Origin of the sequence: Synechococcus sp. CC9902 (assembly GCF_000012505.1) — a bacterium.
Classification (GTDB): Bacteria; Cyanobacteriota; Cyanobacteriia; order PCC-6307; family Cyanobiaceae; genus Parasynechococcus.
The window spans coordinates 1,266,962-1,292,061 of sequence record NC_007513.1; the positions used below are offsets into that span (position 1 = coordinate 1,266,962).

Below are 25,100 nucleotides of genomic sequence, written 5' to 3' on the forward strand. Positions count from 1 at the left end.
GCACGCCGGGCCAGGTGATGGGGACTTCTCCACTATTACCAATCCACCAGGGGCTTGCCAGGGTTGCTTGGGCAAATGCCTAGGTTGATCAACCAAACGGACCTACGCATGGCCGCATTCCGTCTTGATCTGATCGGCCGTTATTTACGTCCCCATCGAAAAACGGTGGTGATCGGAGCCATCGCGCTGGTTCTCGTCAATTTCCTCAGGGTCACCATTCCGCTTGAGGTTCGAAATGTCGTCGACGAGTTACAGCAAGGGTTTTCATACACAGGGATCCTCCGGCAAGCGGGCTGGATCGTGGTGCTCACCACGACGATGGCGGTGATTCGCTTGATCTCACGCCAGCTGGTGTTTGGGATCGGACGCCAGGTGGAAGTGGATCTACGACAACGTTTGTTTCAACACATGTTGCGGCAGGAGCCGAACTGGGTTCAAACCACCGGTAGCGGTGAAGTGATCAGCCGGGCCACTAGCGATGTGGAAAATATCCGCCGCTTGCTGGGGTTCGCGATTCTCAGCCTCACCAACACGCTGCTGGCTTACGCCATGACCTTGCCGGCGATGCTGGCGATTGATCCAAAACTCACCCTGGCAGCTGTTGGGCTTTACCCCCTGATGCTGGGCACGGTGCGGTTGTTTGGTGGTCGAATGATGCGCCAACAGCGGGCTCAACAAGAGGAACTCGCAGGGTTAAGCAACCTGATTCAGGAGGATTTGTCCGGGATCGGTGCGATCAAAATTTATGGACAAGAAGCATCCGAACAGGATGCTTTTTCAGGGCGAAACCGGCGCTATCGCGACAGTGCGATCCGCCTCGCACGAACCCGCAGCACGCTGTTTCCTCTTTTAGAGGGAATTTCTTCGATTTCGCTGCTGCTACTCCTCGCCATCGGTAGCGGCCAACTCGAAGCAGGAACGCTCAGCATCGGCGGACTGGTTGCTCTGATTATTTACGTCGAGCAATTGGTCTTCCCCACGGCGCTGTTGGGATTCACGCTCAACACCTTTCAAACCGGTCAAGTGAGTCTTGAGCGTGTGGAAGAACTTCTCCAACGCGAACCAGCCATCCAGGACCGACCCTCCACAACCTCCATTACCAAGCAGGAGCATCAGCCCCGCGGACGGTTCGAAGCTCACAATCTCAAAGTTCGCTACGAGGGGGCTGATCGCGACACCCTCAACGGACTGACGTTCACGATCGAACCAGGCGAGTTGGTGGCCGTTGTTGGCGCCGTTGGCTGTGGGAAGACAACCCTGGCCAGGGCCTTCGGACGGATGGTGCCTGTGGCGGAAGGAGAACTCTTCCTCGATGGAGTCGACATCACCGATCTCGCCCTACAGGAGCTTCGCCACGACGTGGGCATCGTTCCCCAGGAGGGATTTCTGTTCACGAGCACCCTGGCGGACAACCTCCGTTACGGGGAGCCGGAGGCCGACACGACTCAAGTGGAAACGGCAGCAACCCAAGCCCGATTAGCCGACGACATCAAAGGCTTCCCCGATGGTTACGAGACGATCGTGGGAGAACGGGGAATCACGTTGAGTGGAGGGCAACGCCAGCGCACGGCCCTCGGTCGCGCGCTCCTGGTGGATGCCCCAGTTCTGGTGCTGGATGATGCCCTCGCCAGCGTGGATAACAACACGGCCGCAGCGATTCTCGACTCCATACGTGCGCAAGATGGGCGAACGATTGTGATGATCAGCCACCAACTCTCAGCAGCTGCTGCTTGCGATCGGATTCTGGTGATGGACAACGGTCAAATCGTTCAACAAGGGCATCACAATCAACTGATTCAGGTTGCTGGCGTTTATCGCCGTCTGTGGGAACGAGAGCAAGCGGTGGAAGAGCTCGACGCGATGGCTTCTTAAAGAAGTAGGACACGGGCCGGCCAAATACGCCGTTCGGGGCTTAGCTAATGAAAGGCGACTGAATGTGATGACAGCCGGATCCCCCCTCGCGATGCGCTGCACGCTCTCCTTCGGAGATATCTACGGCCAAGTTTTGGCATGGATGGTGGTGATCTTTGTCAGCCTTGCTGCTGGATTGGCGCTAATGGGGTCATCACGTCCCCTATTTGCCCTGGTGGGCGTTGGTTTGATCCTTGTGCTCAGCCTTCCTTTTTTACTGTTTGCCTTTGTGACCACCCTGCTGAACCACATTCAGCTGGAGCCAGTCACCGAAAAAGAAGAGGCTGCTTAGGCTCGGGTCCACAACCGATTCACCATGCTTCCTTCCTGGCTGTCTCCCGGCGGCAGTGACGAGCAAAAAAATGCTTCGGTCCATGCCGTGTTGGGGACACCTCTTCGGGCTCCACTGTTGGACGACCAAGAGGAAGCGGTGTTTGCCTGCGGATGTTTTTGGGGCGCCGAAAAGGGTTTTTGGCGCTTACCAGGTGTGGTTAGTACGGCTGTGGGCTATGCCGGCGGAAACGTTGAAAATCCCTCCTACAACCAGGTGTGTTCAGGACGCACTGGCCACACGGAAGTTGTTCGGGTGGTTTGGAGCAGCCCAGCGATCGATTTCAGCGATCTCCTGAAATTGTTTTGGGAATGCCATGACCCAACCCAAGGGAATCGCCAAGGCAATGACACAGGCAGCCAATACCGCTCAGCGATCTACACCACAACTGAGCAGCAATTGCTCCTCGCCAATGCGAGTAAAGAGGCCTACCAAGTTGAATTGAACCAGCGCGGTTTCGGAGCGATCACCACCGAAATCTTGGCGGATCAACAGTTTTTCTTTGCCGAGGAATACCACCAGCAGTACCTCGCCAAGCCTGGCAGCCGCCCCTACTGCTCAGCGATGCCGACGCAGGCATTGCTGGCGGATTTTTCTGGCGCTGCCTACAAACTCCCAAACAAGGTGTGGGACAACTACGACTGGAGCATTCAGCACTGCGTTCTTCGCGGCGACAACAGCCCAATTTCGCTCCATTGACAGAACACTTGCCAAATCAATTGTCCGATCGTCAAACTTTGGCTGCCATTGCACTCACCTTGGTTGTGGTGATTGGTTTGGTTCTACTGACTGTGAAGCCAGAACAAGAGCGAGAGCCTGGTTTGCTCTGGCGAGACCAACCCGACCAACCGACAAAGTCGTTGGCCATCTGAATCAATCGGGGGGCAAATTGATGCAGCGATGCCATCGTGGAATAACTAGAGCGCCTCGAACAACCCAGTGAGTGCGCAACGACCTGATCATTCAGAGCAACGGCGCCTGCATCCACTTCCGAGGGGATTGGTTGAGCTGTACGGACTCATTGCTGTTCTGGTTGTGCTGATTCCTGAGTGGATCGCCGACGGGACCATCAACTTTGGGCAAATCAATGGGGTCGATTCGCTACCGATGCGAGCTCGGGCCTGGCGGACGTTGCCTGAACTTCGATTGGCTTCAATGAACCTCAGCGAGATGCGCAACTTGGCGCGCGAGATGCGTCTTCTGCACTACGCCATGGACACCCGCACTCGACTGAACTCACGGCTCCTGCGCAGACTCAGACGCCGGAATGCACTGTGATAACTTTGATTTGACGGGGCGTGGCGCAGCTTGGTAGCGCACTACTTTGGGGTAGTAGGGGTCGTGGGTTCAAATCCCGCCGCTCCGATTTTTGAATCGACCGTCCAAACCTCAACAAGAAGCCACCTACCAGCAATGGGGGTGGCTTTTTATTTGGCTAATCAAACAACCCAGCGCTCCTATCAGTTTTTAGCCAGCTCAAAAAATCAGCAAGCGTCAACCAAAGACTTCGAAACCTGAAGAAATCAATAGTGAAATAAAGAAAGCTTTTTCACACCTTTCTTTGAAACCAATTATTTTTCAATCTTATTAACAGCAGCTTTAGAAGCCTTCAAGATATCCCCCTTTAGAGGAACAAATCCAAGGGAAGGCGCCTTGTCTTGGGAACCATCAGACAACATGTAATTCAGTACATCTTTAATAGCCGATGTTTTATCGCCGTTGCCTGTTTCATAGGCCAATACCCATGTGAGGGTCGCGATTGGATAGGCACCTTTATTGGTTGGGTTTGGATTTGTACCAGCAAGATATTGATCAAGTTGGATGCTGTTTAATGAAATCGCTCCAGACTCAACAGAAGGCTTTAAAAACTCACCTGATTTATTTTCAAGTGCAGCGGCAACAACATTTCCTTTGATAAAAGACTGATTCACATATCCGATCGCCCCCTCACGGTTTTCAATCACACCTGCAACGCCAGAATTTCCTTTGCCACCAACCCCCACAGGCCATTGAACAGACTTACCCGTGCCGAGGGACCACTCAGGTGAAAACGCCTGCATGGAATTCGTAAAAGCTTTGGTGGTGCCAGAACCATCGGAACGATGCACCCAGGTCATGGTTCCAGCTTCACAACCAAGATCTTTCCAATTCGTGATCTTGCCAATGGCAACTTGAACAGCTTGCTGCTGCGTGAGTTTTAAATCACAACCAGGTTTGTTGTATCCGAATGCGATGGTTCCACCCACCATTGGAATTTGAACCACACCTTGTTCAACCTGGTCACGATCAACTGCCTTGATTGGATCATCCGATGCTGCGAAATCAACGGTTTGATCCAAAAAGGCTCGACGGCCTGAACCCGAGCCAACCGCTTGATAGTTCACTTGGGATCCACCGGATTGGGCCAGATCAGCAAACCAGCTCTGGTAGATCTTTGCTGGGAACGTTGCACCAGCCCCGTTCAAGCGTTTTACAGCTTGGTTGCCACTGCACGCGGCAAGGCCAACACAACACGCGACCAGCGAAACGCGAGCCAGAACCCGATGCGTAGCAGTCATGAATGACGTCCAAGGCTTGAACATCCCCAGAGTAATTAATGCTGTCGCATGCTCCGTTATGGCTGGTTTAAGGAATGATCAAGGATCGCGGAATCAGAGGTGACACCCGTAGCGACGGGTGTGAACCGTGTGGACGTGGAGTAGCAGTGCAGCCAACGGTTCACCCGTTGGCGATGCTCCGGGGGCACCTCTTCCAGCAACTGGGATAACTCGAGGGCTCCAATCCGGCGCAGGGCACGGACGTCGACATGCCAAAGCGCCTCTGCCTCACGAATCAGCCGAGCCCACGTCCGCACCTGCTGCCAGTGCCGCAGCCTTGAACGGAGTGGTCGTTGCTGATGGTGCCGGAAGCAGGTCATGCATTCAGATTGCTGGGGCTCGATTCAGTCGGCGCAAAACAACCCAGTCGCTTCGGAGTGATGAAGCAAATACGGAGGAGATTGGACGGAGGAGATTGAACAGTGGATCAGGTTTTGCTGTCTCCGGCCTCCAAATCCACAGGCACAACGGGGAACGACAGCTCTTGGATCTCCCGAGCGCTCATCCGTCGAGCCCAGGCCCCTTTGATCGGGTCATTCCAGCGGAAGCCCGCATCACGGGCGAGCTGGCGGTCGTCGTACGACACCTTGGCGCGTACCAATTTCCGTGGCTCTAAGCCTTGGAGCAAGAGCTGTTCCAGGTCGTCACAACGGGCAAACACTTCCGCCAAGTAAATGCAATCGGTGAGAGCCCGATGGGCCGCCCACACGGGAACCCCGTAGGCCAACGCGAGATCTCGCACCGAAGGCCGTGAACGCAATTGCCGATCAGCTGGCCAGCGCATGTCCTCCATGGAACACAACCAGGGCTGGGTCACCGTCGGTAACTCGCCTCGCCCGAACCATTGGCGATCGAAGGCAGCATTGTGCGCCACCAAAACATCAGCAGCATCTAAAAGGTTTTGGAACCAAAGAAGCGCTTGTTTCCAAGGCTGCGGAAGGCGGGTCACCGCGGCTGGGATGCGGTTAATCGGCTCGGCGGCATTGGTCTCGGCTGGCAACAAAAAGGACTGCTGCGCCAAGACAGCCCTGGATTGCACATCAAACAAAATGGCGCCCACCTCGACGCAACAATGGTTTTCAGGCTCCAAGCCGGTGGTTTCCGTATCGAGGATTAACAGCGTCCTCGGGACGACGCTCTCTGGTGACGGTGCTTGGGATTCGCTCTCCTCAGCCTGGCTGTCCTCAAGTGGAGAAGTCGGTGCGGTTGCACGCGGGTTTGATTCGGGCGCACTTGCGCGCACTGTGGGTTGCAATCCACCCAGCAGATCCAGTTGATCAGCCATCCCCAGAAATCCAGTCCCGACGTTGATTCTGGAGCCCGGTGGACTGCAAAAGCTGCCTAAGGTCATTCACATCTCACAAACAACCATGGGCCTCGGCATCGGTGATCGCTTACCCAACTTCAGTGTTGAGGATCAAAACGGAGATCAACGCTCCTCCGAATCCGTGCAAGGCCGCTGGCTGGTGCTCTTTTTCTATCCCAAGGACGACACGCCAGGTTGCACGGCAGAAGCCTGTAGTTTCCGGGACAACAGCAGCAATTTTGCGGCGCTGAACGCCGAAGTCTGGGGTGTCAGTGGAGACGATGCAGTGAGTCATCGTCGTTTTGCCGAACGCCACTCCCTGTCGTTCCCTCTTCTGTGCGACCGGAACAACGCCCTCCGACGCCAGATGGGTGTGCCCAAGGCCTTAGGAATGCTGCCCGGACGGGTGACCTATGTGGTGGACACAACGGGGGTGATTCGCCACACGTTCAGCAATCTCCTGGACGGCCCTGCCCATGTTCGAGAAGCCGAACGTGTCCTCAAGGAATTGCAGTCCTGAGCGATGCAAAGTTGGCGACAGCAAGGAAGCATCTGGCAACTCCGGCCGAGGCAGCCCCAGGGACTGATTGAGTTCATTGGTGGCAGTTACCTCGCGGCCACGCCGCAGGTGAGCTACCGACGCATTCTCGAAGATCTTTGCGACGCAGGCCTTGCGATCCATGCTTGGGCCTATGTGCCTGGCTTTGATCACCAAAGCCAGGCGAAGGAGGCCTGGATGGCCTTCCGTCAGTCGCGGCGACAATTAGAGGATCGCTGTGGAGTGCTCACCGCTCCTCTGCGTTTGGGACACAGCCTTGGATGCAAGCTGCATCTCCTCGCCCCAGATGGAGGCCGTGGCAGCCATGGCCTGGTGGCCCTGAGCTTCAACAATTTCCAGGCAGATCGATCGATCCCGCTTCTTGGTGAACTTGCACCAAGGCTTGGGGTCGAAACGGAATTCAGTCCGAGCCCGCAAGAAACCCTTCGGCTGATCACCCGTCACTACATCCAAGAGCGCAATCTCGTGGTGCGGTTCGGTCGCGACGAGCTCGACCAAAGCGATGACCTCCTTGAAGCTCTAAAAAAGCGCAGCACCGACAACACCGAAGTGTTGCAGTTGCCCGGCGATCACCTCACGCCGGCCAGTGCCGGATTACGCCGGAGCCTGCTTGGCGCATGGGCGGATGACCCAAAACGGGTCGAGGTGATCCGCCGCCTCACGCAAACCATTGGCGAGTGGGCTTGTTAGATCAGCCCACGACCGGTTTTTAAGCCCGTAGACGATCGAGCACGGAGCGATCTTCGAGGGTGCTGGTGTCTCCGGTGACCTCTTCGCCAGCGGCGAGAGCACGCAGAATCCGTCGCATGATTTTTCCACTGCGGGTTTTTGGAAGCGCATCACTGCAGCGGATTTCATCGGGACGGGCAATCGGTCCGATCTCTGTACCGACATGCTTCCGCAATTCAGCTTGGAGTTCAGCGGTGCCTTCCCGACCCGTTTCCAAGGTGACGAAGGCGACGATGCCTTCCCCCTTGAGATCATCTGGACGCCCCACGACCGCAGCTTCTGCAACGGCGGGATGGCTTACAAGAGCTGATTCGATTTCCATCGTGCCCAGGCGATGTCCGGACACATTGATGACGTCATCAACCCGTCCCATCACCCAGAAGTAGCCGTCGGCATCGCGGCGAGCGCCATCGCCAGCGAAATAAAGATAGGAGCCATCCGCTGGACGGATGTGCTCCCAATAACTCTCCCGGAAACGCTGGGGGTTGCCATGCACCGTGCGCATCATTCCCGGCCAAGGAGCACGCACCGCGAGATAGCCCCCTTCGTCATCGCCACAACTGTTGCCCTCAGCATCAATGATGTCGGCCTGAATTCCAGGCAAGGGCAAGGTCGCTGAACCTGGTTTGGTTGGCGTTGCCCCAGGCAAGGGGCTGATCATCACTCCACCGGTTTCGGTTTGCCACCAGGTATCGACGATCGGACAACGGTTTCCACCAATCACGTCGCGATACCACATCCAAGCTTCTGGATTGATCGGCTCCCCGACAGTGCCCAGTAAACGAAGACTGGACATATCGAACTGATCGGGCACCGAACGTCCGCCCTTCATAAAGGCCCGAATCGCCGTTGGTGCGGTGTAAAAGATCGTGATGCCGTGCTTCTGAATCAACTCCCAGAACGCCCCTGGTTTCGAGGGACGTGGGGCGCCCTCATACATCACCGTTGTAGCTCCATTGGAAAGGGGGCCGTAAACGATGTAGCTGTGCCCTGTAATCCAGCCCACATCGGCTGTGCACCAAAACACGTCGTCGTCGCGACAATCAAAAATCCATTGGAAGGTGAGATGCGCCCAAAGGTTGTATCCAGCCGTGGTGTGCACCACACCCTTGGGTTTTCCTGTGGAACCAGAGGTGTAGAGAACAAATAAGCGGTCTTCACTTGCCATCGGTTCAGCCACACAGGCGTCGCTTTGGCCCGACACCAAGTCATGCCACCACTGGTCGCGCCCCTCGACCATCGTCACGTCCTGCTTGGTGCGCTGAACCACCAACACGGAGTGAACGGTTGGGCAGGCCCCATCGGCCAGGGCAGCATCGACGGCTGGCTTCAGCGAAACAGGTTTGTCTTTTCGGAAGCCGCCATCGGCGGTGATCACCGCCTTCACCTCGCCATCAATCAACCGATCCCGCAACGCTTCGGCCGAGAAGCCTCCAAACACCACGGAATGGGGCGCCCCAATACGGGCACAAGCGAGCATCGCAATCGCCGCTTCCGGGATCATCGGCATGTAAAGCGCCACCAAGTCGCCCTTGCCGAGGCCCATGGCCTTCAGGGCATTGGCAGCCTTACAGACCTCGGCATGCAGTTCGCGATAGGTGAAGCGACGCACATCACCAGGCTCTCCCTCCCAGATCAGCGCTGTCTTGTCGGCCGTAGGGCCCTCAAGATGCCGATCGAGGCAGTTGAACGACAAGTTGGTGGTGCCCCCCTCAAACCAGCGGGCGAAGGGGGCATCGCTCCAATCCAGAACTGTATGAAATGGCTCAAACCAATGCAGTTCGCGACGGGCGGCGTCTCCCCAAAAGCTGTCCGGATCAGCCTTCGCCGCATCGGCCATGGCCCTGTAAGCCTCAAGGCTGCTAATCGAAGCCTCTGCAGAAAAGCTCGCGGGAGGTTCGAACACACGCTGCTCCTGCAGCACGCTTTCGATCGATGTGTTGGTGTTCGTCAAGGAAGGCTGAACGAGGCGCTTATCGCTCAGGGTAAGGAGCAGATCCATGGTTCTTGCAGACGCTTATCAATCCGTCGAATGCCGTTGAACCGCTTGACTAGAGAAACCGAACCTCCCCTACAGGGATGACGCATCCACCGGTGGCCTGTTTGTTTGATTTGGATGGGCTCCTGCTCGACACGGAGCCGTTCCATGGGATGGGCTGGCGTCAGGCCGCGGCCCAATTCGGTGGCGAACTGAGCGACGAACAATTACTGCAGCTCAGAGGGCGTCGACGCAGGGACTGCGCTCAGCAAGTGGACGATTGGCTTCCAACCCCAATTGGAATTGACACTCTGCTGGCGGTTCAACAACCAATTGTTCGAGCATTGCTCCCACAGGCCCCCGCGATGCCGGGGGCAGAAGGGTTGGTGCAGCACTGCTGCGATCACGGCATCAAAACAGCGCTCGTCACCAGCAGCAGTCGTGAGGCGGTGGCCTTTAAAACCAGCCACCACCCTTGGGTTGAATCGATCAAAGAACGCATTTATGGCGATGATCCGCAGTTGGCAGCCGGAAAACCAGATCCAGCGCCGTATTTGCTGGCGGCCAAACGACTCAATGTGAATCCAAGCGAATGCTGGGCCTTTGAAGATTCAAACGCAGGAATGCAATCTGCCGAAGCCGCAGGATGCCGCGTTTGGGTTTTATCGAGTGACTCTCAAAAAGACCCTCTCACTCGAAACCCCTGCCGGGTTGAAAGTCTTGAGGTTGTCTTGAATCAGCTCGTTAATACAAGCGGCTAAGGACAAAATCAGGCAGCTCGAGCAGAGCCCGCTTCGAGGGTGAATCAGCCATCCAAGCAATTGATTCGCGGGACTCACGGGCAAATTTCTCAGCCAATTCACGGGTCCGAGGAATGGCTTGGGATGAACGGACTAGTTCGAGAGCTTGTTCAAGATCGCCAGCTTCGCTGAATTCACGATCGATCAACGCTCCCAGCTCAGGATTTTCTTCCAGTGCGTAAAAGGTGGGTGCTGTTAAATAGCCAGTCGCTAAATCGCTGGCAGCTGGCTTACCCAACTGCTGGTCGCTACCAGTGAAATCAAGAATGTCGTCGACAACTTGAAAGGCCAGACCCAATTGGCGACCGAATTGATAAAGAGAATCTAATTCTTGTGGATTGCACTCACTCAAAACACCAGCGGCCCTGGAACTGTTCGCGATTAAAGAAGCTGTTTTGCAGTAACTTTTTTCAAAATACGTCTCAAAACTCTGGGACGTATCGAATCGATAAAGGCCTTGTTTGACCTCGCCATCAGCGAGATCCATGATCACTCGGCTCAATAATTTGACGACATCGAGATCATCAAGATTGGCAAGGTGCCAACTCGCCTGTGCAAAAAGAAAATCACCAGCAAGAACAGCAACGCGGGCATCGAATCGGCTGTGAACGGTGTCGACACCTCGACGGGTCGATGCTTCATCCACCACGTCATCGTGAACCAACGATGCGGTGTGGATCATCTCGGTAATCTCTGCCAAACGCCGATGGCGCGGTGTGAGCTCTCCATCAGCGGCGAGGGCTCTCGAGATCAATAAAACAATGCCGGGGCGGATGCGTTTACCGCCAGCGCTGAACAAATGTTCCGCCGCAGCTTGAAGGATGGGATGCCCCGCACCAATCAAATTGCGCAAATCGCCGAGCAAAGTCTCGAGATCGGTCTCAACCGGTTGCAGCAGCTCGGTGACGGTGATCATGAAACCCCTCGGCGCCGCGATCCTAGTGGCCTCAGCTTCAGGATCGCAGCACTTCAAGCTGGACGCGTGGACGTTCTCCGAGCCAGGGAGTAGCCCGCGTCGCGAACCCATCCGGATCAGCCGTGACACAGAAACGGCAATCATCGAGATGAAGCCCTTCCCCAACGGATGGTTTCGGAGCTCCGAGAACCGAGTCCAGCTGACGCGCCACACCGACAGCTGGATCAATCAACTGGACTGAATCCGGTAGTAACTGGCGCAGCACTGGCTCCAACAACGGATAGTGGGTGCAGCCCAGCACGATCGACTCCACCGAGGCTTTCAGCAAGGGCTGCAAGTACTCCTTTGCTGTACGGCGAAGCTCATCGCTGCTCAAGTCGCCGGACTCAATCAGGGGCACAAACTCTGGACAAGCCTGTTCAACCACCAGGGTGCCGGGATGAAGCGCTTCAATGCTGGAGCGATAGGCCTCGGACGCAACCGTTGCTGGCGTCGCCAAGACGCCGACCCGAGAGGTTTGAACCATGGCCGCCGCCGCACCGATCAAGCCAATCACCGGCCCCCCTGCCTGCCCCTCGGCCACATCACGGGCCAAGGCATTGGTGGTGTTGCACGCCATCACCACGGTGGAGACCTGTTGATCGCGCAACCAAGCCACCACCTCCGCCGCAATCAAGCGAATTTCAGGGGCCGAACGGCTGCCGTAAGGGACACGGGCCGTGTCACCCAAATAAATGCACTGAACCGGGCCGTGACGTTCCAACACCTGGCGAAGCACCGTGAGGCCACCGATGCCGCTGTCGAAAAACCCCAGAAGCGGTGTCATCGCACCTCCTGCTTGAGATAGTTCAAGGTGCCCGCCGCAATCGCTAAGGCCAAGCGGCGACGATGATCGGCGAGGGCGAGACGCGGTGAATCAATGGCCCCGGTGACAAATCCCATTTCCACCAAGGCCGACGGCATGGTGGTTCGACGAATCACAAAAAATCGGCCCCGCCGTACGCCGCGATTGGGGGTGCCCGGCGACACATCCATCATTTGTTGCTGCAGGTAGGTCGCCAGACGTCCCGAGCGTGGATCCGAGAAGTAGAAGGTTTCAATCCCATTCACATCCGGCCGTCTCATGCTCAAGGCATTGGCATGAATGCTGATGAAAGCTGTGGCCCCGAATCGATTGGCCAAGGACACCCGCGGCGGTAAATCCACATCGATCTCACTGGTGCGCGTGAGCCGAACATCCACACCTCGGGCCCTCAGCAAAGCGGCAACCTGCAGCGATACATCCAGCACCACATCGGATTCGCGAAGCCCACGAATTCCGATAGCCCCAGGATCAGGGCCGCCATGGCCGGGATCGATCACGACCCGATAGCGATTTTTTGGAACGGTTGGAAGGCCCGAGGGGTCGACGGGGGTTCGCGATGGTGCGAACCGGGGGGAGGTTTGCCAGGCCGTCGCCCGTCCCGTGAGATCTCCTTCTCCCATGTCGTTAAGCCCCCGGATGGGTAAGCCAACAAAGGCCATTTCCCATCGATCCGGTGCCGTCCCCCGAAGCCGCAAATCCTCTGGATTCAGATCCACATCGGAGCGAAACTCCACCACGAGCCGGGTTGCCCCAGTCCGCGGCTTACCGATGCGGATTTCCTTCACCGCCCCCCTGCCAGCCAGACGGCGGGGAAAGCGCAATTCACCGGGGAAGTCGATCCAGACCCGGGTTCCACGGCCATCACCTGCGGCCTGAAAAAAGGCTTTGAGCTGGGCATTACGACTCGTACGCAGCTGCAAGACGCCTTGATCCGTCATCGCCCAAGCCGCCAGTGCACTCGCCGCCTGAGCGGGCATGGCAGCCAATAGGCCTGGACACTGCAACACGGCAGCAAGCAGCCAGGCCATTCGGCGTGAACGCGCCGCAACCATCACTCAGAACAGGGCGGGCTTGCGGTGACGCAGGCTCGGCATCTGGTTACGAACACGGCTGAGATGGTCGGTGTTCACAGGGGCAATCGCCGCACCGGTCTGAACACCAGCGTCGGCCAAGACCGTTCCCCAAGGGTCGATCACCATCGCGTGGCCATGGGACTGACGACGGCCGTAGTGAACACCCGTTTGCGCGGGAGCGAGCACATAGGCGGTGTTTTCAATGGCACGAGCCTGGAGCAGAACATCCCAATGATCTTTTCCAGTGAAGGCTGTGAATGCGGCGGGAATCATCAACAAGTCTGCCCCGGACGCCACGAGATATCGATACAGCTCAGGGAAGCGCACGTCGTAACAAATAGACAGCCCCACCCGACACAAACCTGGGATCTCCACCACTGGCGGTGGCGCCTGTCCGGATTTGATCGTTGCTGATTCCCGATAGGTATTGCCGTCGGGCAGATCAACATCAAACAAGTGAATTTTGTCGTATCGGGCCAGGAGCTGGCCATCGCGATCCACCAACTCCGAACGGTTCAAAGTTTGGGCACCATCTCCAGCAGGAACAGGAAATCCACCACCGAGCAGGGCCACTTGATATCGCCGCGCCATCGTCACCAAGAAGCGGCTGCACTGTTCAGACAGAGCTGAAGCCATCTCCAATCGACGGGAATCGTCGCCCATGAAGGCAAAGTTTTCCGGGAGGCCAATGAGCTCTGCCCCACGCCGAACCGCCAGGTCGATCTGCTCCTCGGCGGCGTTGAAATTCAACTCGGGGTCCTGACCACTGGTGAGCTGAATGGCAGCAGCCAGAAAATCGCTCACAGAATTACGGCAGTCGTTGGTTTTTGGACTTTACGAGCGTCTATGCAGCCTTGAGAACTCCTGGTTCGCCTTGGGTGGGAACCGTGCTCAGCTGATCAAGGCCGGCGCAACACTGAAAATCTGCATCGTGATTCCCGATGCGAATGAGCCTTTGCCCATGGGTCGCCGTTCGCAGGCAAGCCTCGGGGTCGTGCATCCACTGCTTCCACAGCGCCAAGGCCGCCGTGGCTTCATCATTCGCTGCAGCATTCGCAGCCGAATCCAATTCCAGTAGACGATGAACCAAGGCCCCGGCAGCCAAGGAGTCTTCGAGCGAATACGACCCTTCCCAACCGCTGCCAACGATGGCAAGCGTGTCGGGCTTGTGCTGATGCAAGCGCTGGGCCACCGCTTCACGGTTGGGCAATGCGGCCGTCATCAGTAGGGGAACATCACGAACCCGATCAAGGGCACGGGTTCCATTGGTGGTGCTCATGAACAGGCGTTTACCAGCGACGGTTTCAGGGCCCACGGTCACCGGGGAGTTACCCAAATCAAACCCCTCCAATTTCTGACCACCTCGCTCCCCCACCAACAGGCGTGCGTCCGCTGGCCAGGCCGCGGCCGCAGTATGCAAAGCGTCGACATCAGCGAAGGCTTGAATGGCCTCGGCGCCGTTATGGAGCGCCCAAGCGATGGTGGTGGTGGCACGCAACACATCAATCACCACAGCAGCACTGGGACGAACGCTCTGCGGCATCTCAGCTGGCACATGGAAGTAAGAAATCTGCATGGCCACGCTGTTGAGCAACGTGCGACACAGTACCGAGATCGATCGCGCCGTTTCTGTCCTCCCCATGGCTCTGTTCCAGTCCGGCCCGGCAACGCGTGATCTGAGGGGCTTCCTCAAATTGTTGGAAGAGCGTGGGCAGCTCAAGCGCATTACGGCGCCCGTCGATCCCGATCTGGAGTTGGCCGCGATTGCTGACAGGGTGCTGGGTCAGGGCGGACCGGCCCTGCTGTTCGAAAACGTGATCGGCTCCTCGATGCCAGTGGCCGTGAACACCCTCGGCACCGTGGAGCGGGTGGTGTGGAGCATGGGACTCGAACGCGCCGAGCAACTCGAGGACTTGGGTTCGCGACTGGCGTTGCTTCAACAGCCACGTCCCCCCAAGGGCCTGCAAGAAACCAAGCAATTTGCGCGGGTGTTCTGGGACCTGGTGAAAGCCAAACCCGATCGAGATCTCAACCCTCCCTGTCGTCAACAGGTGTTCCGTGGCGATGAGGTGAACCTTGATGCGATCCCTTTGATTCGCCCATGGCCAGGGGATGCCGGTGGCGTCATCACCCTTGGGCTGGTGATCACCAAAGATCCAGAGACGGGTGTGCCCAACGTGGGGGTGTACCGCCTGCAACGCCAGTCGGTGAACACCATGACGGTGCATTGGCTCAGTGTGCGCGGCGGTGCACGTCACCTCCGCAAGGCGGCTGCGATGGGTAAAAAATTAGAGGTTGCTGTCGCCATTGGCGTTCATCCCTTGCTGGTGATGGCGGCAGCAACCCCGATTCCTGTGCAACTCAGCGAATGGCTCTTCGCCGGGATTTACGCGGGGGAAGGCGTGCGCTTGGCACCGTGCAAAACCATCGATTTGCAAGTTCCCAGCCACAGCGAAGTGGTGCTGGAAGGAACGATCACCCCCGGGGAAGTCAGCCCTGATGGTCCGTTTGGCGACCACATGGGTTTTTACGGCGGCGTGGAGGACTCACCGCTCGTTCGGTTCCACTGCATGACGCAGCGACGCGATCCCGTGTTCCTCACCACCTTCAGCGGCCGTCCACCGAAGGAGGAGGCGATGCTGGCCATCGCCCTCAACCGGATTTATACGCCGATCCTGCGTCAGCAGATTCCAGAGATCACCGATTTCTTCCTTCCGATGGAAGCTCTCAGCTACAAGCTGGCGGTGATTTCAATTGACAAGGCCTATCCGGGCCAGGCGAAACGGGCCGCCATGGCCTTCTGGAGCGCCTTGCCCCAATTCACTTACACCAAGTTCGTGGTGGTGGTCGACAAGCACATCAACGTGCGGGACCCACGCCAAGTGGTGTGGGCCATCGCCGCCCAGGTGGATCCGCAGCGGGATTTATTCACCCTGGAAAACACCCCATTCGACAGTCTTGATTTCGCTAGCGAGCAGCTGGGGCTTGGCGGTCGCCTTGCCATTGATGCCACCACCAAAATCGGACCTGAGAAAAATCATGAATGGGGTGAACCCCTCAGCCGGCCAGCCGATCTTGAACAGCGGGTTTCAGAGCGGTGGTCTGAGCTGGGGCTCGACGATCTCGGCGATGGAGAAGCTGATCCGAGCCTGTTTGGCTACGCCCTTGATCGGCTCATCCAGGGCATGAAGCTGGGCCAATAGGATCAAAGCAGCATTGCCTGAGCCTTGAGCGCGTCCGCATCCCGAGATCTCAAGACTGGGGGATGCCTCCAAGGGCGCGTCAAAGTCCCAGGCGACAAGTCGATCTCGCATCGTTCCCTTTTATTTGGTGCCATTGCCGAAGGCACAACCACGATCGAAGGGCTTTTACCGGCGGAGGATCCGATCAGCACGGCGGCTTGCCTGAGGGCCATGGGGGTCGGGATCACTCCGATCGAAGCTGGGAAAATTGTCACCGTGGAAGGGGTGGGCCTCGATGGTCTCCAGGAACCGCAGCACATTCTTGATTGCGGTAATTCCGGCACCACGATGCGGCTGATGCTCGGTTTGCTGGCGGGCCGAGCGGGGCGGCATTTCGTGTTGGATGGCGACGCTTCCCTGCGCCGACGACCGATGCGTCGTGTGGGCCAGCCATTGGCCTCCATGGGTGCCGATGTGCGAGGCCGCGATAACGGCAACTTGGCTCCGCTGGCCGTGCAAGGAACCACATTGCGCGGAACCATCGTTGGAACGCCGGTGGCCAGTGCCCAGGTGAAGTCGGCCATCCTGCTGGCGGCGCTCACCGCCGACGGACCCACCACCGTGATCGAACCATCGCAATCACGGGACCACAGCGAACGCATGTTGCGGGCCTTTGGAGCCAACCTTGAAGTGGGCGGTGAAATGGGGCGTCACATCAGCGTGAAGCCAGGGGCAACGCTTCATGGCCAAACCGTTGTGGTGCCGGGTGATATCAGTTCAGCGGCGTTCTGGCTCGTGGCTGGAGCCCTGGTGCCCGGATCTGATCTCACCATCGAAAACGTGGGGCTGAATCCAACGCGCACCGGAATCCTGGAGGTTCTGGATCAAATGGGCGCCAACATCGAAATCGTTCATCCCCGGGATGTTGCTGGAGAACCGGTGGGAGATCTCCGGGTGAAGCACGGCCCACTGAAGCCCTTCCAATTCGGGGAAGAAATCATGCCCCGCCTCGTGGACGAAGTGCCAATCCTCAGTGTTGCGGCCTGTTTCTGCGATGGGGAGAGTCGCATCAGCGGTGCTTCAGAACTGCGGGTGAAAGAAACCGATCGATTGGCGGTGATGGCGCGTCAACTCAAAGCGATGGGGGCCGAGATCGAAGAACACGAGGACGGGATGACCATCCGAGGTGGCAGACCCTTGCGTGGCACGGCCTTAGACAGTGAAACCGACCACAGAGTGGCGATGAGCATGGCCATTGCGGCATTGATGGCCAGTGGCCCATCAACCCTGGCCCGCAGTGAAGCTGCAGCCGTGTCTTATCCCACCTTTTGGGACGACCTTGCACGACTGCACAGCTAATTCAGGGCATTCGACTGCTCTGGGAGAACTCCAGGACTTTCCGACTGCCGATGGAAGCTTCAGTCTTCACAGCGTGCAGTTTGGGGAGGCCTTTCACAACTCCGCTGGTGCGGCAAGTGAAGCTCAGGCCAAATTCGTTGGCCCCGCCGAACTGGAGCGTTTTAGGGGCGGTGAACCACTGCAAATCCTGGATGTATGCCTTGGGCTTGGCTACAACACCGCCGCGGTGCTGGGGGCCTTACCAACACCGGCACCTGCCGTGCGTTGGTGGGGACTGGAAATGGATCGTCGCCCCCTCGAGCTCGCTTTGGCGCAGCCCAGTTTTCAAGCCCTTTGGTCTGACGCTGTGCTGCACAAACTTGCTGCCATCCGAGACCAAGGGGGCTGGTCGACACCAGGAAACGAGGGGCAACAACTCTGGGGAGATGCGCGCCGGATGCTGTCCAGCATTCCCGAGGCGGTGCGCTTCGATCTGATCCTGCATGACGCCTTTTCCCCGCAGCGATGTCCGGAGCTTTGGTCGGAGGAATTTCTTAGTGCCCTAGCCCAGCGGTTGGCGCCCGGGGGGCGACTGCTCACCTACAGCCGAGCGGCCGCGATCCGGGGCAGCCTGAAGCGAGCGGGCTTAGCGCTTCGATCTCTCCCATCCGCTCCAGGAGAACGGACGGGATGGAGCAGTGGAACGGTTGCTATCAAAGGCGGGGGCATCAAAGCGGGGATCAATGGCGGTGAGGCTCTGGAGCAAGCAGGGGTGACTTGGCGGCCGCTTTCGACCATGGAACAAGAGCACCTGCTCACCCGTGCCGCGGTTCCCTTCCGCGATCCAGACCAGCGGGATCTGGCCCCCGTGATTTTGGAGCGCCGTTCACAGGAGCAACTGCACTGCGGCCTGGAAGCCACCAACACCTGGCAACGACGCTGGCGGGCTGCTGATGCGAACGGGGGCATAGGCAGCACCAAACTCTCCCAGTAGATTCCGCCGGACCCATTCCTGCTCCGCATGCTCGCTGTTGCCGTTCTTGCCGCTGGGAAAGGCACACGCATGAAGAGTGCCCTACCGAAAGTGCTGCAACCCCTGGCGGGGGCAACGTTGGTGGAACGGGTTCTCGCCAGCGCCAAGAACCTCCAGCCTGAGCGCCGCCTGCTGATCGTTGGTCACCAGGCCGAACGCGTCGAACAAACGCTGGAGCACGTGAACGGTTTGGAATTTGTGCTGCAATCGCCCCAAAACGGCACGGGCCACGCGGTGCAACAACTCCTGCCAGTGATGGAAGGATTCGAGGGAGAACTTCTCGTTCTCAACGGTGATGTGCCGCTCTTGCGGGCCGCAACGATCGATGCCCTCGTGCAAGGACACCGCAGCAGTGGTGCCGATGTCACGCTGCTGACGGCGCGTCTGGCCGACCCAACCGGCTATGGCCGAGTTTTCGCCGATACGGACGGCCAGGTGAGCAACATCATTGAGCATCGCGATTGCAGCGAAGAGCAACGCGGCAACAACCTCACCAACGCCGGTATTTATTGCTTCAACTGGGCAGCCCTAGCTGAGGTGTTGCCCCAGCTGAGCAACGACAACGATCAGGGGGAGCTCTACCTCACCGACACTGTGGCGATGTTGCCCCGCGCCATGCATCTGGAGGTTGATGATCCCGATGAGGTGAACGGCATCAACAACCGCAAACAGCTCGCCCAGTGCGAAGGGGTATTGCAGCAACGCCTTAGGGATTACTGGATGGATGAAGGGGTCACCTTTGTGGACCCAGCCAGTTGCACCCTCAGCGAAGACTGCCGCTTCGGTCGTGACGTGGTGGTTGAACCGCAAACCCATTTCCGTGGCTGCTGCTCGATCGGAGACAACTCCAAATTGGGGCCAGGAACATTGATTGACAATGCAAGCTTGGGCGATCGCGTCGAGGTGGTGCAGTCGGTGGTGCGAGAAGCAAAGGTGGGAGATGACGTGAGCATTGGACCCTTTGCTCACCTGCGGCCCGCTGCAGACGTCGGCCATGGCTGCCGCATCGGCAACTTTGTTGAAGTGAAAAAGAGCAGCTTGGGGGCCGGGAGCAAGGTGAACCACCTCAGCTACATCGGCGACGCCAGCTTGGGCGAGAACGTGAATGTGGGAGCAGGAACGATCACCGCGAACTACGACGGCGTGAACAAACACCAAACCGTGATCGGAGACCACAGCAAAACAGGTGCCAACAGCGTTCTCGTCGCGCCAGTCACCATCGGTGATCACGTCACTATTGGAGCCGGTTCAACCATCACCAAAGACGTACCGAGCAAGGCGCTCTCCATTGGCCGCGCCCGTCAAATGACCAAGGACAACTGGGCGAATCGCTCGATCTAGATCCCCAGGCCTAGAACGACGGCAACAGGGGAAGCAGCCGCTCAAGCGCCACACCGCGGCTGGCCTTCAGCAACACCACATCCCCGGGCCTGAGCCATTCCTTTAAGGGTTTTGCAGCGTCCTCCGGAGAAGACACCACAGCAAGACGGGGCAAACCAGCGGCAGCGTTCGCCATCGCCCGCCCCTCAGCACCACCATCCACCACCACCAACCCATCCAGCTTCAGCGCTGCAGCCTGCGTTGCCACGTCAGCGTGAAGCTGCAGGCTTTGCGCTCCCAACTCGAGCATCGTTCCGAGGACTGCAAACCGCCGACCAGGCTGGGACGACAACAGCGTGAGGGCGGCCATGACCGCTTCAGGGGAGGCGTTGTAGGTCTCGTCGAGAAGGGTGAGTCCCCCTTGAACCAAGCGGCGATTGCGCCCACCCGGCACCGACACCTCCATCGCGTTGAGGGAGGCGCTATCAACACCAAGCTGGTCTGCCACCGCCAGGGCCAGCAAAACATTACGGGCGTTGTGGCGCCCCTCCAAGGGCAATGGCAGGCGATGCGCACCAACCTCAAGCTGGCCAGCGTCGATGGCACCGATGCAATCAGCCGCTACAGGGGTGTCGTCCGCCAACCGAACCCGCACAACACGGCCACTCCACACCTTCGAGAGGGCTGTCTCGAGCAAAGCATCACCGGCTGGGATCACCACCACACCATCGGATTTCAGGGCGGCTGTGATTTCACATTTCGCGGCGGCGATCGCCTCCCGGCTGCCAAGACGGCCGATGTGGGCTGTGCCGATGTTGGTGATCACCGCCACATCCGGCTCGGTGCAGCGCGACAAGCGTTCAATTTCACCAGGACCACGCATGCCCATTTCAATCACCAAGGCGCAATGGTGGGAATCCGCGGACAGCACGGTGAGCGGAACGCCAATGTCGTTGTTGTTGTTTCCCTCGCTGCAGTGCACATCACCCAGGGGGGCCAGGGCGGCACGAATCAATTCACGGGTGGTGGTTTTTCCCGCTGAACCAGTCACCGCGACCAGGGGCTGATCCAGCGAACGGCGATGCAGCAAAGCCAACTGCTGGTAGGCCTTCAGGGTGTCGTCAACGCGCCAGTGCAACAGATCCGATGGCAAGGGATCCGACCAGGACTGCTCCACCACAGCGGCCTGGGCTCCGAGAGCTGACAACTGGCCTAGGAAGCTGTGGCCGTCAAAATTCTCGCCAACGAGGGGCACAAAAAAGTCACCGGTTTGGAGCGAGCGACTATCGGTGCAGATCCGACCGAGGGCCATATCAGGGTCTGGAGTTGGCCCCAACGGAGCTCCCCAGCAGGCGATCAGCTGACGAACAGTGATGGTCATCCCACTGATTTGGACTCGAACAAAATCATGCCGCTCCCAACGCGAGCCGAGCGCCCCAAAAGCGTCTGCTGACCATCAACAAGCTGCAAGCTGCTGTAGCCCAAATCCCTAGACCGCTGCTGCCAGTCTTCGGCGATCGAGGTTCGCACCGATGGTCCAAGGCTGTTCCAGGCATCCGAAACCTGGAGCACCAATCGGTTTTGCGCCGGTTGTGGTGTAGCCGATGCCAACAACCCTTCAGGGGCCGATCCATCCAAGAACAGATCCAACAACGGGTTGAGATCGAGCTCGGGAAGGGGTGGATCCTCGAAGTCGAACAGCGTTGGTTCCGGCTCCAACGCTGGCTGCGGTTGCGGGGTGATCAGCGGCTCTGGGAGGAGTGGTGCCGGGAAAACGGTTTCCGGGAGGACGCCATCCGGCACAAACCCATCTCCAGCCACAACACTCGACGCTGGTTCAGGAAGGGTTGGATGGGCGCTCTGCCACCAGCGCAGACCGGCCAGAGGCAAAGCCACCACCAATACAAGAACGACAGGCCAAAAAGTCGAAGCGAGATTCCGCGGCCAAAAGCCTGGGATGGAGAGGTCCCCCTCACCGTTTCGCCGCCAAAGCTCCTGCGCCCGTAACTGCAAATCTGCGAACAATGCCTGCAGATTGCGGGAAAACTCCAACCAAGGGCTCACGTAGGGAGCCGGGAGGTTGCCCGGCTCCTGACGGGGATCTGATTCGCTGCCGACCTGCACGCTCAAGGGGAATTAACCAGACCGACGGCCAAACAGTCGGTTTAATGGATTTCGTCCGGGGGGCGTCATTGGCGCGGAGCTGCTGCTGGACGGTTCCACATCGATCTGATCAGCGCGGGATGGATCCGCGTCTTGGCCCCGGGAGAACTGCTCAAGCAACGCTGCGTCGGGAGTGGGTTCCTTAATGCCACAAACGTCTTTGTACATCAAGTCGTACTCCACGGCGGAACGATCCCAGCTGTAGTCCTCTGTCATGCCGCGTTTCTGGAGGTCTTGCCAGCTACTGCGATGGCGGTAGGCCTCCCAAGCACGCACCAGGGCTGTGTAGAAGTCGACTGGCTCGAACCGGTCGAAGCAAAATCCAGTGCCGCGATCCGCATTTGGGTCGTGGGGGGGAACGGTGTCGACCAAACCACCCACGTTCCGCACCACAGGCACTGAGCCATAACGCATCGCATACAGCTGACTAATGCCGCAGGGCTCGAAGCGACTCGGCATCAGGAACGCATCGCTGCCGGCGTAGATCAGACGAGAGAGATCATCGTCATAGGTCAGAAAAACAGCGCATTTACCCGGATAGCGGGAGGCCAGCTGCCAAAGGCCGGATTCAAGGCCACGATCGCCCGTTCCCAACACCACGATCTGCGAGTCGGTGTAGGAGAGCAAACGGTCGGCGACCTGCAGAAGGAGATCAACACCTTTCTGATCCACCAGACGGGTCACCATCCCGAGCAGGAACGCGTCATCGCGCACCTCCAGCCCCATTCGCTCTTGAAGGACCTGTTTGCAAACCGCCTTGCCGGTGAGGTCTGCGGCGCTGTAGTTCGCGGGGAGCGCCTTATCGGTGGCGGGATCCCACGCCTCGAGATCAATGCCGTTCAGGATGCCGCGCAATTTGCCCGACACAAAATTGAGCAGGCCATGGAGATTTTCACCGTATTCAGCGGTGCGGATCTCTTGGGCATAGGTGGGAGACACCGCATTCACCCGATCCGCATTGATGAGGGCAGCGGCCATGGTGTGATCCCCCTGCATGTACCAAGGGCACCAGGTGATTCGATCCAGCTTCCAGCGCCATGGACCTTGGTATTTGAGGTTATGGATCGTAAAAACGGTGCTGATCTCTGGGTCTTGATGCATCCAGACCGGAATCATGCCGGTGTGCCAGTCGTGGCAATGCAGCACCTGGGGCTTCCACACGTTCCATGAAAATTCCGCCGCAGCGCTGGCAAAAAAGGTGAAGCGCCAATCTTCGTCTTCGCCGCCGTAAATGCGCTCTGGATCGAAAACGGGATGACCCACCAGATAAATGGTCATGCCATTGGTGGGGTGCTTTGCCTCATAAACGGCAAATTCCGTTCCCATGGTTTGAGCCCGCCAGATCGGCTCATCAGGGATTTGAAGCTTGCTCCAAAGCTGGCTGTAGCCCGGCATGATCAGGCGTACGTCGTGGCCCAGCTTGGCCAGGGCGGGGGGCAACGAGCCCACCACATCGCCCATTCCACCCACCTTGATCATCGGCGCGCATTCCGCGGCAGCGAACAGGATGCGCATGGATGAGATACAGCGTTAGCGCGGCGACTTTAAGGGGAATTTGCCGATCTACTCCCGTCTCAAGGCAGCACCGTGACTGGCGTTCCCAGCTTCACTTGGCCGTAAAGGGTGCGCACATTTTCATTCCAGAGCCGAACACAACCGTGTGACACCGCCCGACCCACCGTCCAGCGGTGGGGTGTGCCGTGAAAGCCCGTGCTGGTACAGCCCTTGATCGTGATCCATTGATCACCGTCATGGGCATCACGGCCACGGCAATCACGGTGAAAGCCAATCCAGTGGCTACCGAGGGGATTCGCACTGCTCTGGTCGGCAACGCGATCACCGGACACCGGATGCACCCACACCGGGTTGTCGATTTTTTCCAACACCTTGTAGCGACCGGTGGGGGTTTCCCAGCCGGGCATGCCAATGGCCACAGGGAATGCTTGACGCAATTCGCCGCTTTCAAGGAGCAACAAGCGACGGCGGTCGCGCAACATCACCACATGGAGGCCTGGCTTTTGACGCAGCTCCTGGGGCACAGCCACCAACGCGGCCATCACGGTGTCCATCGACGCTGCCTGAAACAACGGTATGGGCTCAGGCAATGGCGACGGAATCATTGAATCAAGGTAACCAGCCCGTCTGGCCGAAGTCGGGAGGACGTTTTTCAAGAAAGGCATCGCGCCCTTCCATCGCCTCATCCGTTCGATAAAAGAGGTGTGTGGCATTGCCGGCCAATTCCTGAAGACCAGCCAAGCCGTCGGTTTCGGCGTTGAAGGCGGCCTTCAAACACCGAATCGCCGTCGGGCTGTGTTGCATCACCTCCCGAGCCCAGCGCACCCCCTCCGCTTCGAGCTCTTCGAGGGGCACCACGGCATTCACCAATCCCATCTCCAAGGCGTCCTTGGCGCCATAGCGCCGACACAGAAACCAAATTTCCCGGGCTTTGCGCTGACCGACCACGCGGGCCAAATAACCAGCACCAAACCCCCCATCAAAACTGCCAACCTTTGGGCCGGTTTGGCCAAACATGGCGTTGTCGGCCGCCAGGCTGAGATCGCACAGCAGATGAAGCACCTGTCCACCACCCATGGCATACCCCGCCACCAGGGCGATCACCACCTTGGGCAGGCTGCGAATGATCCGCTGCAAATCCAAGACGTTCAGCCTTGGAAGGCCATCGTCACCGACATAACCACCATCGCCACGCACGCTCTGGTCACCGCCAGCGCAAAAGGCGTAGGCACCGTCCTCCGCCGGGCCAACCCCTGTGAACAGCACCACACCGATGGCCCGGTCATCGCGGATGCGAGTGAACGCATCACAGAGCTCATTCACCGTTTGAGGGCGAAAGGCATTTCGCTTGGCGGGGCGATTGATCGCGACCCGGGCAATCCCTTCCGCGGAGCGGTCCACCAGGATGTCTTGGTAGGTGCCCCACGGCTGCCATTCGGTCAACGACGATCCGGGTAGAACCTGTTGCGATTCGGCCATAGCTC

At 58.4% G+C, this 25,100-nt stretch carries 26 protein-coding genes and 1 tRNA gene; 13 read left to right on the forward strand and 14 right to left on the reverse strand.

All coding sequences use genetic code 11. The features are described from left to right. The first annotated feature begins 108 nt into the window (after positions 1-108). The 6 genes from SYNCC9902_RS06565 to SYNCC9902_RS06585 all read left to right on the forward strand — a co-directional run bounded on the left by SYNCC9902_RS06565 (position 109) and on the right by SYNCC9902_RS06585 (position 3,608). Positions 109-1,872: an ABC transporter ATP-binding protein gene (locus tag SYNCC9902_RS06565; protein WP_041425035.1), complete on the forward strand. Its 1,764-nt coding sequence runs from the start codon at positions 109-111 to the stop codon at positions 1,870-1,872. 67 nt (positions 1,873-1,939) lie between these two features. Beyond that, positions 1,940-2,203: a hypothetical protein gene (locus SYNCC9902_RS06570; RefSeq protein WP_011360099.1), complete on the forward strand. Its 264-nt coding sequence runs from the start codon at positions 1,940-1,942 to the stop codon at positions 2,201-2,203. A 24-nt stretch (positions 2,204-2,227) separates the two neighbouring features. Continuing rightward, positions 2,228-2,941, forward strand: coding sequence for a peptide-methionine (S)-S-oxide reductase MsrA (msrA, locus tag SYNCC9902_RS06575; RefSeq protein ID WP_011360100.1), 714 nt, complete (start codon positions 2,228-2,230; stop codon positions 2,939-2,941). After that, entirely contained in the window at positions 2,938-3,114 is a 177-nt protein-coding gene (locus SYNCC9902_RS12485; RefSeq protein WP_156771092.1) for a hypothetical protein, read from the forward strand. The genes msrA and SYNCC9902_RS12485 overlap by 4 nt, the downstream gene beginning before the upstream one ends. A 67-nt stretch (positions 3,115-3,181) precedes the next feature. Then, complete coding sequence (locus SYNCC9902_RS06580) at positions 3,182-3,520, forward strand: hypothetical protein (RefSeq protein ID WP_011360101.1); 339 nt, start codon at positions 3,182-3,184, stop codon at positions 3,518-3,520. Between the two features lie 14 nt (positions 3,521-3,534). Further along, positions 3,535-3,608, forward strand: a tRNA-Pro gene (locus SYNCC9902_RS06585). 205 nt (positions 3,609-3,813) lie between these two features. On the opposite strand, the gene pstS is transcribed toward SYNCC9902_RS06585, so the two are convergent. The 3 genes from pstS to SYNCC9902_RS06600 form a co-directional block, all read right to left on the reverse strand. Continuing rightward, positions 3,814-4,824, reverse strand: coding sequence for a phosphate ABC transporter substrate-binding protein PstS (pstS, locus tag SYNCC9902_RS06590; RefSeq protein WP_011360102.1), 1,011 nt, complete (start codon positions 4,822-4,824; stop codon positions 3,814-3,816). Positions 4,825-4,856: 32 nt separating this feature from the next. Further along, positions 4,857-5,159, reverse strand: coding sequence for a hypothetical protein (locus SYNCC9902_RS06595; protein ID WP_011360103.1), 303 nt, complete (start codon positions 5,157-5,159; stop codon positions 4,857-4,859). 107 nt (positions 5,160-5,266) lie between these two features. Beyond that, the gene (locus SYNCC9902_RS06600; protein ID WP_041425038.1) at positions 5,267-6,124 is read right to left on the reverse strand and encodes a 3'-5' exonuclease; all 858 of its coding nucleotides are present in this window, start codon (positions 6,122-6,124) and stop codon (positions 5,267-5,269) included. An 85-nt stretch (positions 6,125-6,209) separates the two neighbouring features. Here SYNCC9902_RS06600 and SYNCC9902_RS06605 point away from each other — a divergent pair, with 85 nt between their 5' ends. Together SYNCC9902_RS06605 and SYNCC9902_RS06610 are read left to right on the forward strand one after the other, a co-directional pair. After that, positions 6,210-6,665, forward strand: coding sequence for a peroxiredoxin (locus tag SYNCC9902_RS06605; protein WP_011360105.1), 456 nt, complete (start codon positions 6,210-6,212; stop codon positions 6,663-6,665). Between the two features lie 3 nt (positions 6,666-6,668). After that, positions 6,669-7,394 carry a DUF1350 family protein gene (locus SYNCC9902_RS06610; protein WP_011360106.1) on the forward strand — a complete coding sequence of 242 codons (726 nt, stop codon included), beginning with the start codon at positions 6,669-6,671 and terminating at the stop codon, positions 7,392-7,394. 19 nt (positions 7,395-7,413) lie between these two features. On the opposite strand, the gene acs is transcribed toward SYNCC9902_RS06610, so the two are convergent. Continuing rightward, positions 7,414-9,435 carry an acetate--CoA ligase gene (gene acs / locus SYNCC9902_RS06615; protein WP_011360107.1) on the reverse strand — a complete coding sequence of 674 codons (2,022 nt, stop codon included), beginning with the start codon at positions 9,433-9,435 and terminating at the stop codon, positions 7,414-7,416. A 77-nt stretch (positions 9,436-9,512) separates the two neighbouring features. Between acs and SYNCC9902_RS06620 the strand changes: the two genes are divergently transcribed. Beyond that, positions 9,513-10,172 carry an HAD family hydrolase gene (locus SYNCC9902_RS06620; protein WP_011360108.1) on the forward strand — a complete coding sequence of 220 codons (660 nt, stop codon included), beginning with the start codon at positions 9,513-9,515 and terminating at the stop codon, positions 10,170-10,172. Here SYNCC9902_RS06620 and sds read toward each other — a convergent pair. The 5 genes from sds to SYNCC9902_RS06645 are packed head-to-tail and all read right to left on the reverse strand — an operon-like array spanning position 10,156 to position 14,641. Continuing rightward, complete coding sequence (gene sds / locus SYNCC9902_RS06625; RefSeq protein WP_011360109.1) at positions 10,156-11,127, reverse strand: solanesyl diphosphate synthase; 972 nt, start codon at positions 11,125-11,127, stop codon at positions 10,156-10,158. The two genes, SYNCC9902_RS06620 and sds, sit on opposite strands and share 17 nt — an antisense overlap. Positions 11,128-11,164: 37 nt before the next feature. Continuing rightward, positions 11,165-11,953 (reverse strand): glutamate racemase, encoded by a 789-nt coding sequence (gene murI, locus SYNCC9902_RS06630; RefSeq protein ID WP_011360110.1) that lies wholly within the window; start codon positions 11,951-11,953, stop codon positions 11,165-11,167. Beyond that, complete coding sequence (locus tag SYNCC9902_RS06635; RefSeq protein ID WP_011360111.1) at positions 11,950-13,044, reverse strand: N-acetylmuramoyl-L-alanine amidase; 1,095 nt, start codon at positions 13,042-13,044, stop codon at positions 11,950-11,952. Before SYNCC9902_RS06635 ends, murI begins: the two co-directional genes overlap by 4 nt. A gap of 3 nt (positions 13,045-13,047) precedes the next feature. Beyond that, positions 13,048-13,869: a carbon-nitrogen hydrolase family protein gene (locus SYNCC9902_RS06640; protein WP_009789624.1), complete on the reverse strand. Its 822-nt coding sequence runs from the start codon at positions 13,867-13,869 to the stop codon at positions 13,048-13,050. 40 nt (positions 13,870-13,909) lie between these two features. Further along, positions 13,910-14,641 carry a 2-phosphosulfolactate phosphatase family protein gene (locus tag SYNCC9902_RS06645; protein ID WP_011360112.1) on the reverse strand — a complete coding sequence of 244 codons (732 nt, stop codon included), beginning with the start codon at positions 14,639-14,641 and terminating at the stop codon, positions 13,910-13,912. Between the two features lie 64 nt (positions 14,642-14,705). On the opposite strand from SYNCC9902_RS06645, the gene SYNCC9902_RS06650 reads away from it, so the two are divergent. Genes SYNCC9902_RS06650 through glmU form a run of 4 tightly spaced genes read left to right on the forward strand, consistent with a single transcriptional unit; the run spans position 14,706 to position 19,959 of the window. Next, positions 14,706-16,268: a UbiD family decarboxylase gene (locus SYNCC9902_RS06650; protein WP_009789622.1), complete on the forward strand. Its 1,563-nt coding sequence runs from the start codon at positions 14,706-14,708 to the stop codon at positions 16,266-16,268. Between the two features lie 24 nt (positions 16,269-16,292). Further along, a complete protein-coding gene (gene aroA, locus SYNCC9902_RS06655) occupies positions 16,293-17,606 on the forward strand; it encodes a 3-phosphoshikimate 1-carboxyvinyltransferase (RefSeq protein ID WP_011360113.1) in 1,314 nt (437 codons plus the stop codon). Next, entirely contained in the window at positions 17,587-18,579 is a 993-nt protein-coding gene (locus SYNCC9902_RS06660; RefSeq protein ID WP_011360114.1) for a tRNA (5-methylaminomethyl-2-thiouridine)(34)-methyltransferase MnmD, read from the forward strand. Before aroA ends, SYNCC9902_RS06660 begins: the two co-directional genes overlap by 20 nt. 27 nt (positions 18,580-18,606) lie before the next feature. After that, complete coding sequence (gene glmU / locus SYNCC9902_RS06665) at positions 18,607-19,959, forward strand: bifunctional UDP-N-acetylglucosamine diphosphorylase/glucosamine-1-phosphate N-acetyltransferase GlmU (protein WP_011360115.1); 1,353 nt, start codon at positions 18,607-18,609, stop codon at positions 19,957-19,959. A gap of 10 nt (positions 19,960-19,969) precedes the next feature. Here the strand turns inward: glmU and murF are convergent, their stop codons facing one another. The 5 genes from murF to menB are packed head-to-tail and all read right to left on the reverse strand — an operon-like array spanning position 19,970 to position 25,095. Further along, a complete protein-coding gene (gene murF / locus SYNCC9902_RS06670) occupies positions 19,970-21,319 on the reverse strand; it encodes a UDP-N-acetylmuramoyl-tripeptide--D-alanyl-D-alanine ligase (protein ID WP_011360116.1) in 1,350 nt (449 codons plus the stop codon). Beyond that, positions 21,316-22,062 (reverse strand): hypothetical protein, encoded by a 747-nt coding sequence (locus SYNCC9902_RS06675; protein WP_156771179.1) that lies wholly within the window; start codon positions 22,060-22,062, stop codon positions 21,316-21,318. The genes murF and SYNCC9902_RS06675 overlap by 4 nt, the downstream gene beginning before the upstream one ends. A gap of 12 nt (positions 22,063-22,074) precedes the next feature. Further along, positions 22,075-23,616, reverse strand: a complete 1,542-nt coding sequence (gene glgA / locus SYNCC9902_RS06680) for a glycogen synthase GlgA (protein WP_011360118.1) — start codon at positions 23,614-23,616, stop codon at positions 22,075-22,077. A gap of 59 nt (positions 23,617-23,675) precedes the next feature. Then, positions 23,676-24,221, reverse strand: a complete 546-nt coding sequence (locus SYNCC9902_RS06685) for a L,D-transpeptidase (protein WP_011360119.1) — start codon at positions 24,219-24,221, stop codon at positions 23,676-23,678. 4 nt (positions 24,222-24,225) lie between these two features. After that, positions 24,226-25,095 (reverse strand): 1,4-dihydroxy-2-naphthoyl-CoA synthase, encoded by an 870-nt coding sequence (menB, locus tag SYNCC9902_RS06690; protein WP_011360120.1) that lies wholly within the window; start codon positions 25,093-25,095, stop codon positions 24,226-24,228. Positions 25,096-25,100 lie beyond the last annotated feature (5 nt).

What these genes read in the sequence shown, in the direction of transcription:
- SYNCC9902_RS06565 (WP_041425035.1), top strand. Translation starts at nt 109, where the DNA reads ATGGCCGCATTCCGTCTTGATCTGATCGGCCGTTATTTACGTCCCCAT.
- SYNCC9902_RS06570 (WP_011360099.1), top strand. Translation starts at nt 1,940, where the DNA reads ATGACAGCCGGATCCCCCCTCGCGATGCGCTGCACGCTCTCCTTCGGA.
- msrA (WP_011360100.1), top strand. Translation starts at nt 2,228, where the DNA reads ATGCTTCCTTCCTGGCTGTCTCCCGGCGGCAGTGACGAGCAAAAAAAT.
- pstS (WP_011360102.1), bottom strand. Translation starts at nt 4,824, where the DNA reads ATGTTCAAGCCTTGGACGTCATTCATGACTGCTACGCATCGGGTTCTG.
- SYNCC9902_RS06595 (WP_011360103.1), bottom strand. Translation starts at nt 5,159, where the DNA reads ATGACCTGCTTCCGGCACCATCAGCAACGACCACTCCGTTCAAGGCTG.
- SYNCC9902_RS06600 (WP_041425038.1), bottom strand. Translation starts at nt 6,124, where the DNA reads ATGGCTGATCAACTGGATCTGCTGGGTGGATTGCAACCCACAGTGCGC.
- SYNCC9902_RS06605 (WP_011360105.1), top strand. Translation starts at nt 6,210, where the DNA reads ATGGGCCTCGGCATCGGTGATCGCTTACCCAACTTCAGTGTTGAGGAT.
- SYNCC9902_RS06610 (WP_011360106.1), top strand. Translation starts at nt 6,669, where the DNA reads ATGCAAAGTTGGCGACAGCAAGGAAGCATCTGGCAACTCCGGCCGAGG.
- acs (WP_011360107.1), bottom strand. Translation starts at nt 9,435, where the DNA reads ATGGATCTGCTCCTTACCCTGAGCGATAAGCGCCTCGTTCAGCCTTCC.
- SYNCC9902_RS06620 (WP_011360108.1), top strand. Translation starts at nt 9,513, where the DNA reads ATGACGCATCCACCGGTGGCCTGTTTGTTTGATTTGGATGGGCTCCTG.
- sds (WP_011360109.1), bottom strand. Translation starts at nt 11,127, where the DNA reads ATGATCACCGTCACCGAGCTGCTGCAACCGGTTGAGACCGATCTCGAG.
- murI (WP_011360110.1), bottom strand. Translation starts at nt 11,953, where the DNA reads ATGACACCGCTTCTGGGGTTTTTCGACAGCGGCATCGGTGGCCTCACG.
- SYNCC9902_RS06635 (WP_011360111.1), bottom strand. Translation starts at nt 13,044, where the DNA reads ATGGTTGCGGCGCGTTCACGCCGAATGGCCTGGCTGCTTGCTGCCGTG.
- SYNCC9902_RS06645 (WP_011360112.1), bottom strand. Translation starts at nt 14,641, where the DNA reads ATGCAGATTTCTTACTTCCATGTGCCAGCTGAGATGCCGCAGAGCGTT.
- SYNCC9902_RS06650 (WP_009789622.1), top strand. Translation starts at nt 14,706, where the DNA reads ATGGCTCTGTTCCAGTCCGGCCCGGCAACGCGTGATCTGAGGGGCTTC.
- glmU (WP_011360115.1), top strand. Translation starts at nt 18,607, where the DNA reads ATGCTCGCTGTTGCCGTTCTTGCCGCTGGGAAAGGCACACGCATGAAG.
- murF (WP_011360116.1), bottom strand. Translation starts at nt 21,319, where the DNA reads ATGACCATCACTGTTCGTCAGCTGATCGCCTGCTGGGGAGCTCCGTTG.
- glgA (WP_011360118.1), bottom strand. Translation starts at nt 23,616, where the DNA reads ATGCGCATCCTGTTCGCTGCCGCGGAATGCGCGCCGATGATCAAGGTG.
- SYNCC9902_RS06685 (WP_011360119.1), bottom strand. Translation starts at nt 24,221, where the DNA reads ATGATTCCGTCGCCATTGCCTGAGCCCATACCGTTGTTTCAGGCAGCG.
- menB (WP_011360120.1), bottom strand. Translation starts at nt 25,095, where the DNA reads ATGGCCGAATCGCAACAGGTTCTACCCGGATCGTCGTTGACCGAATGG.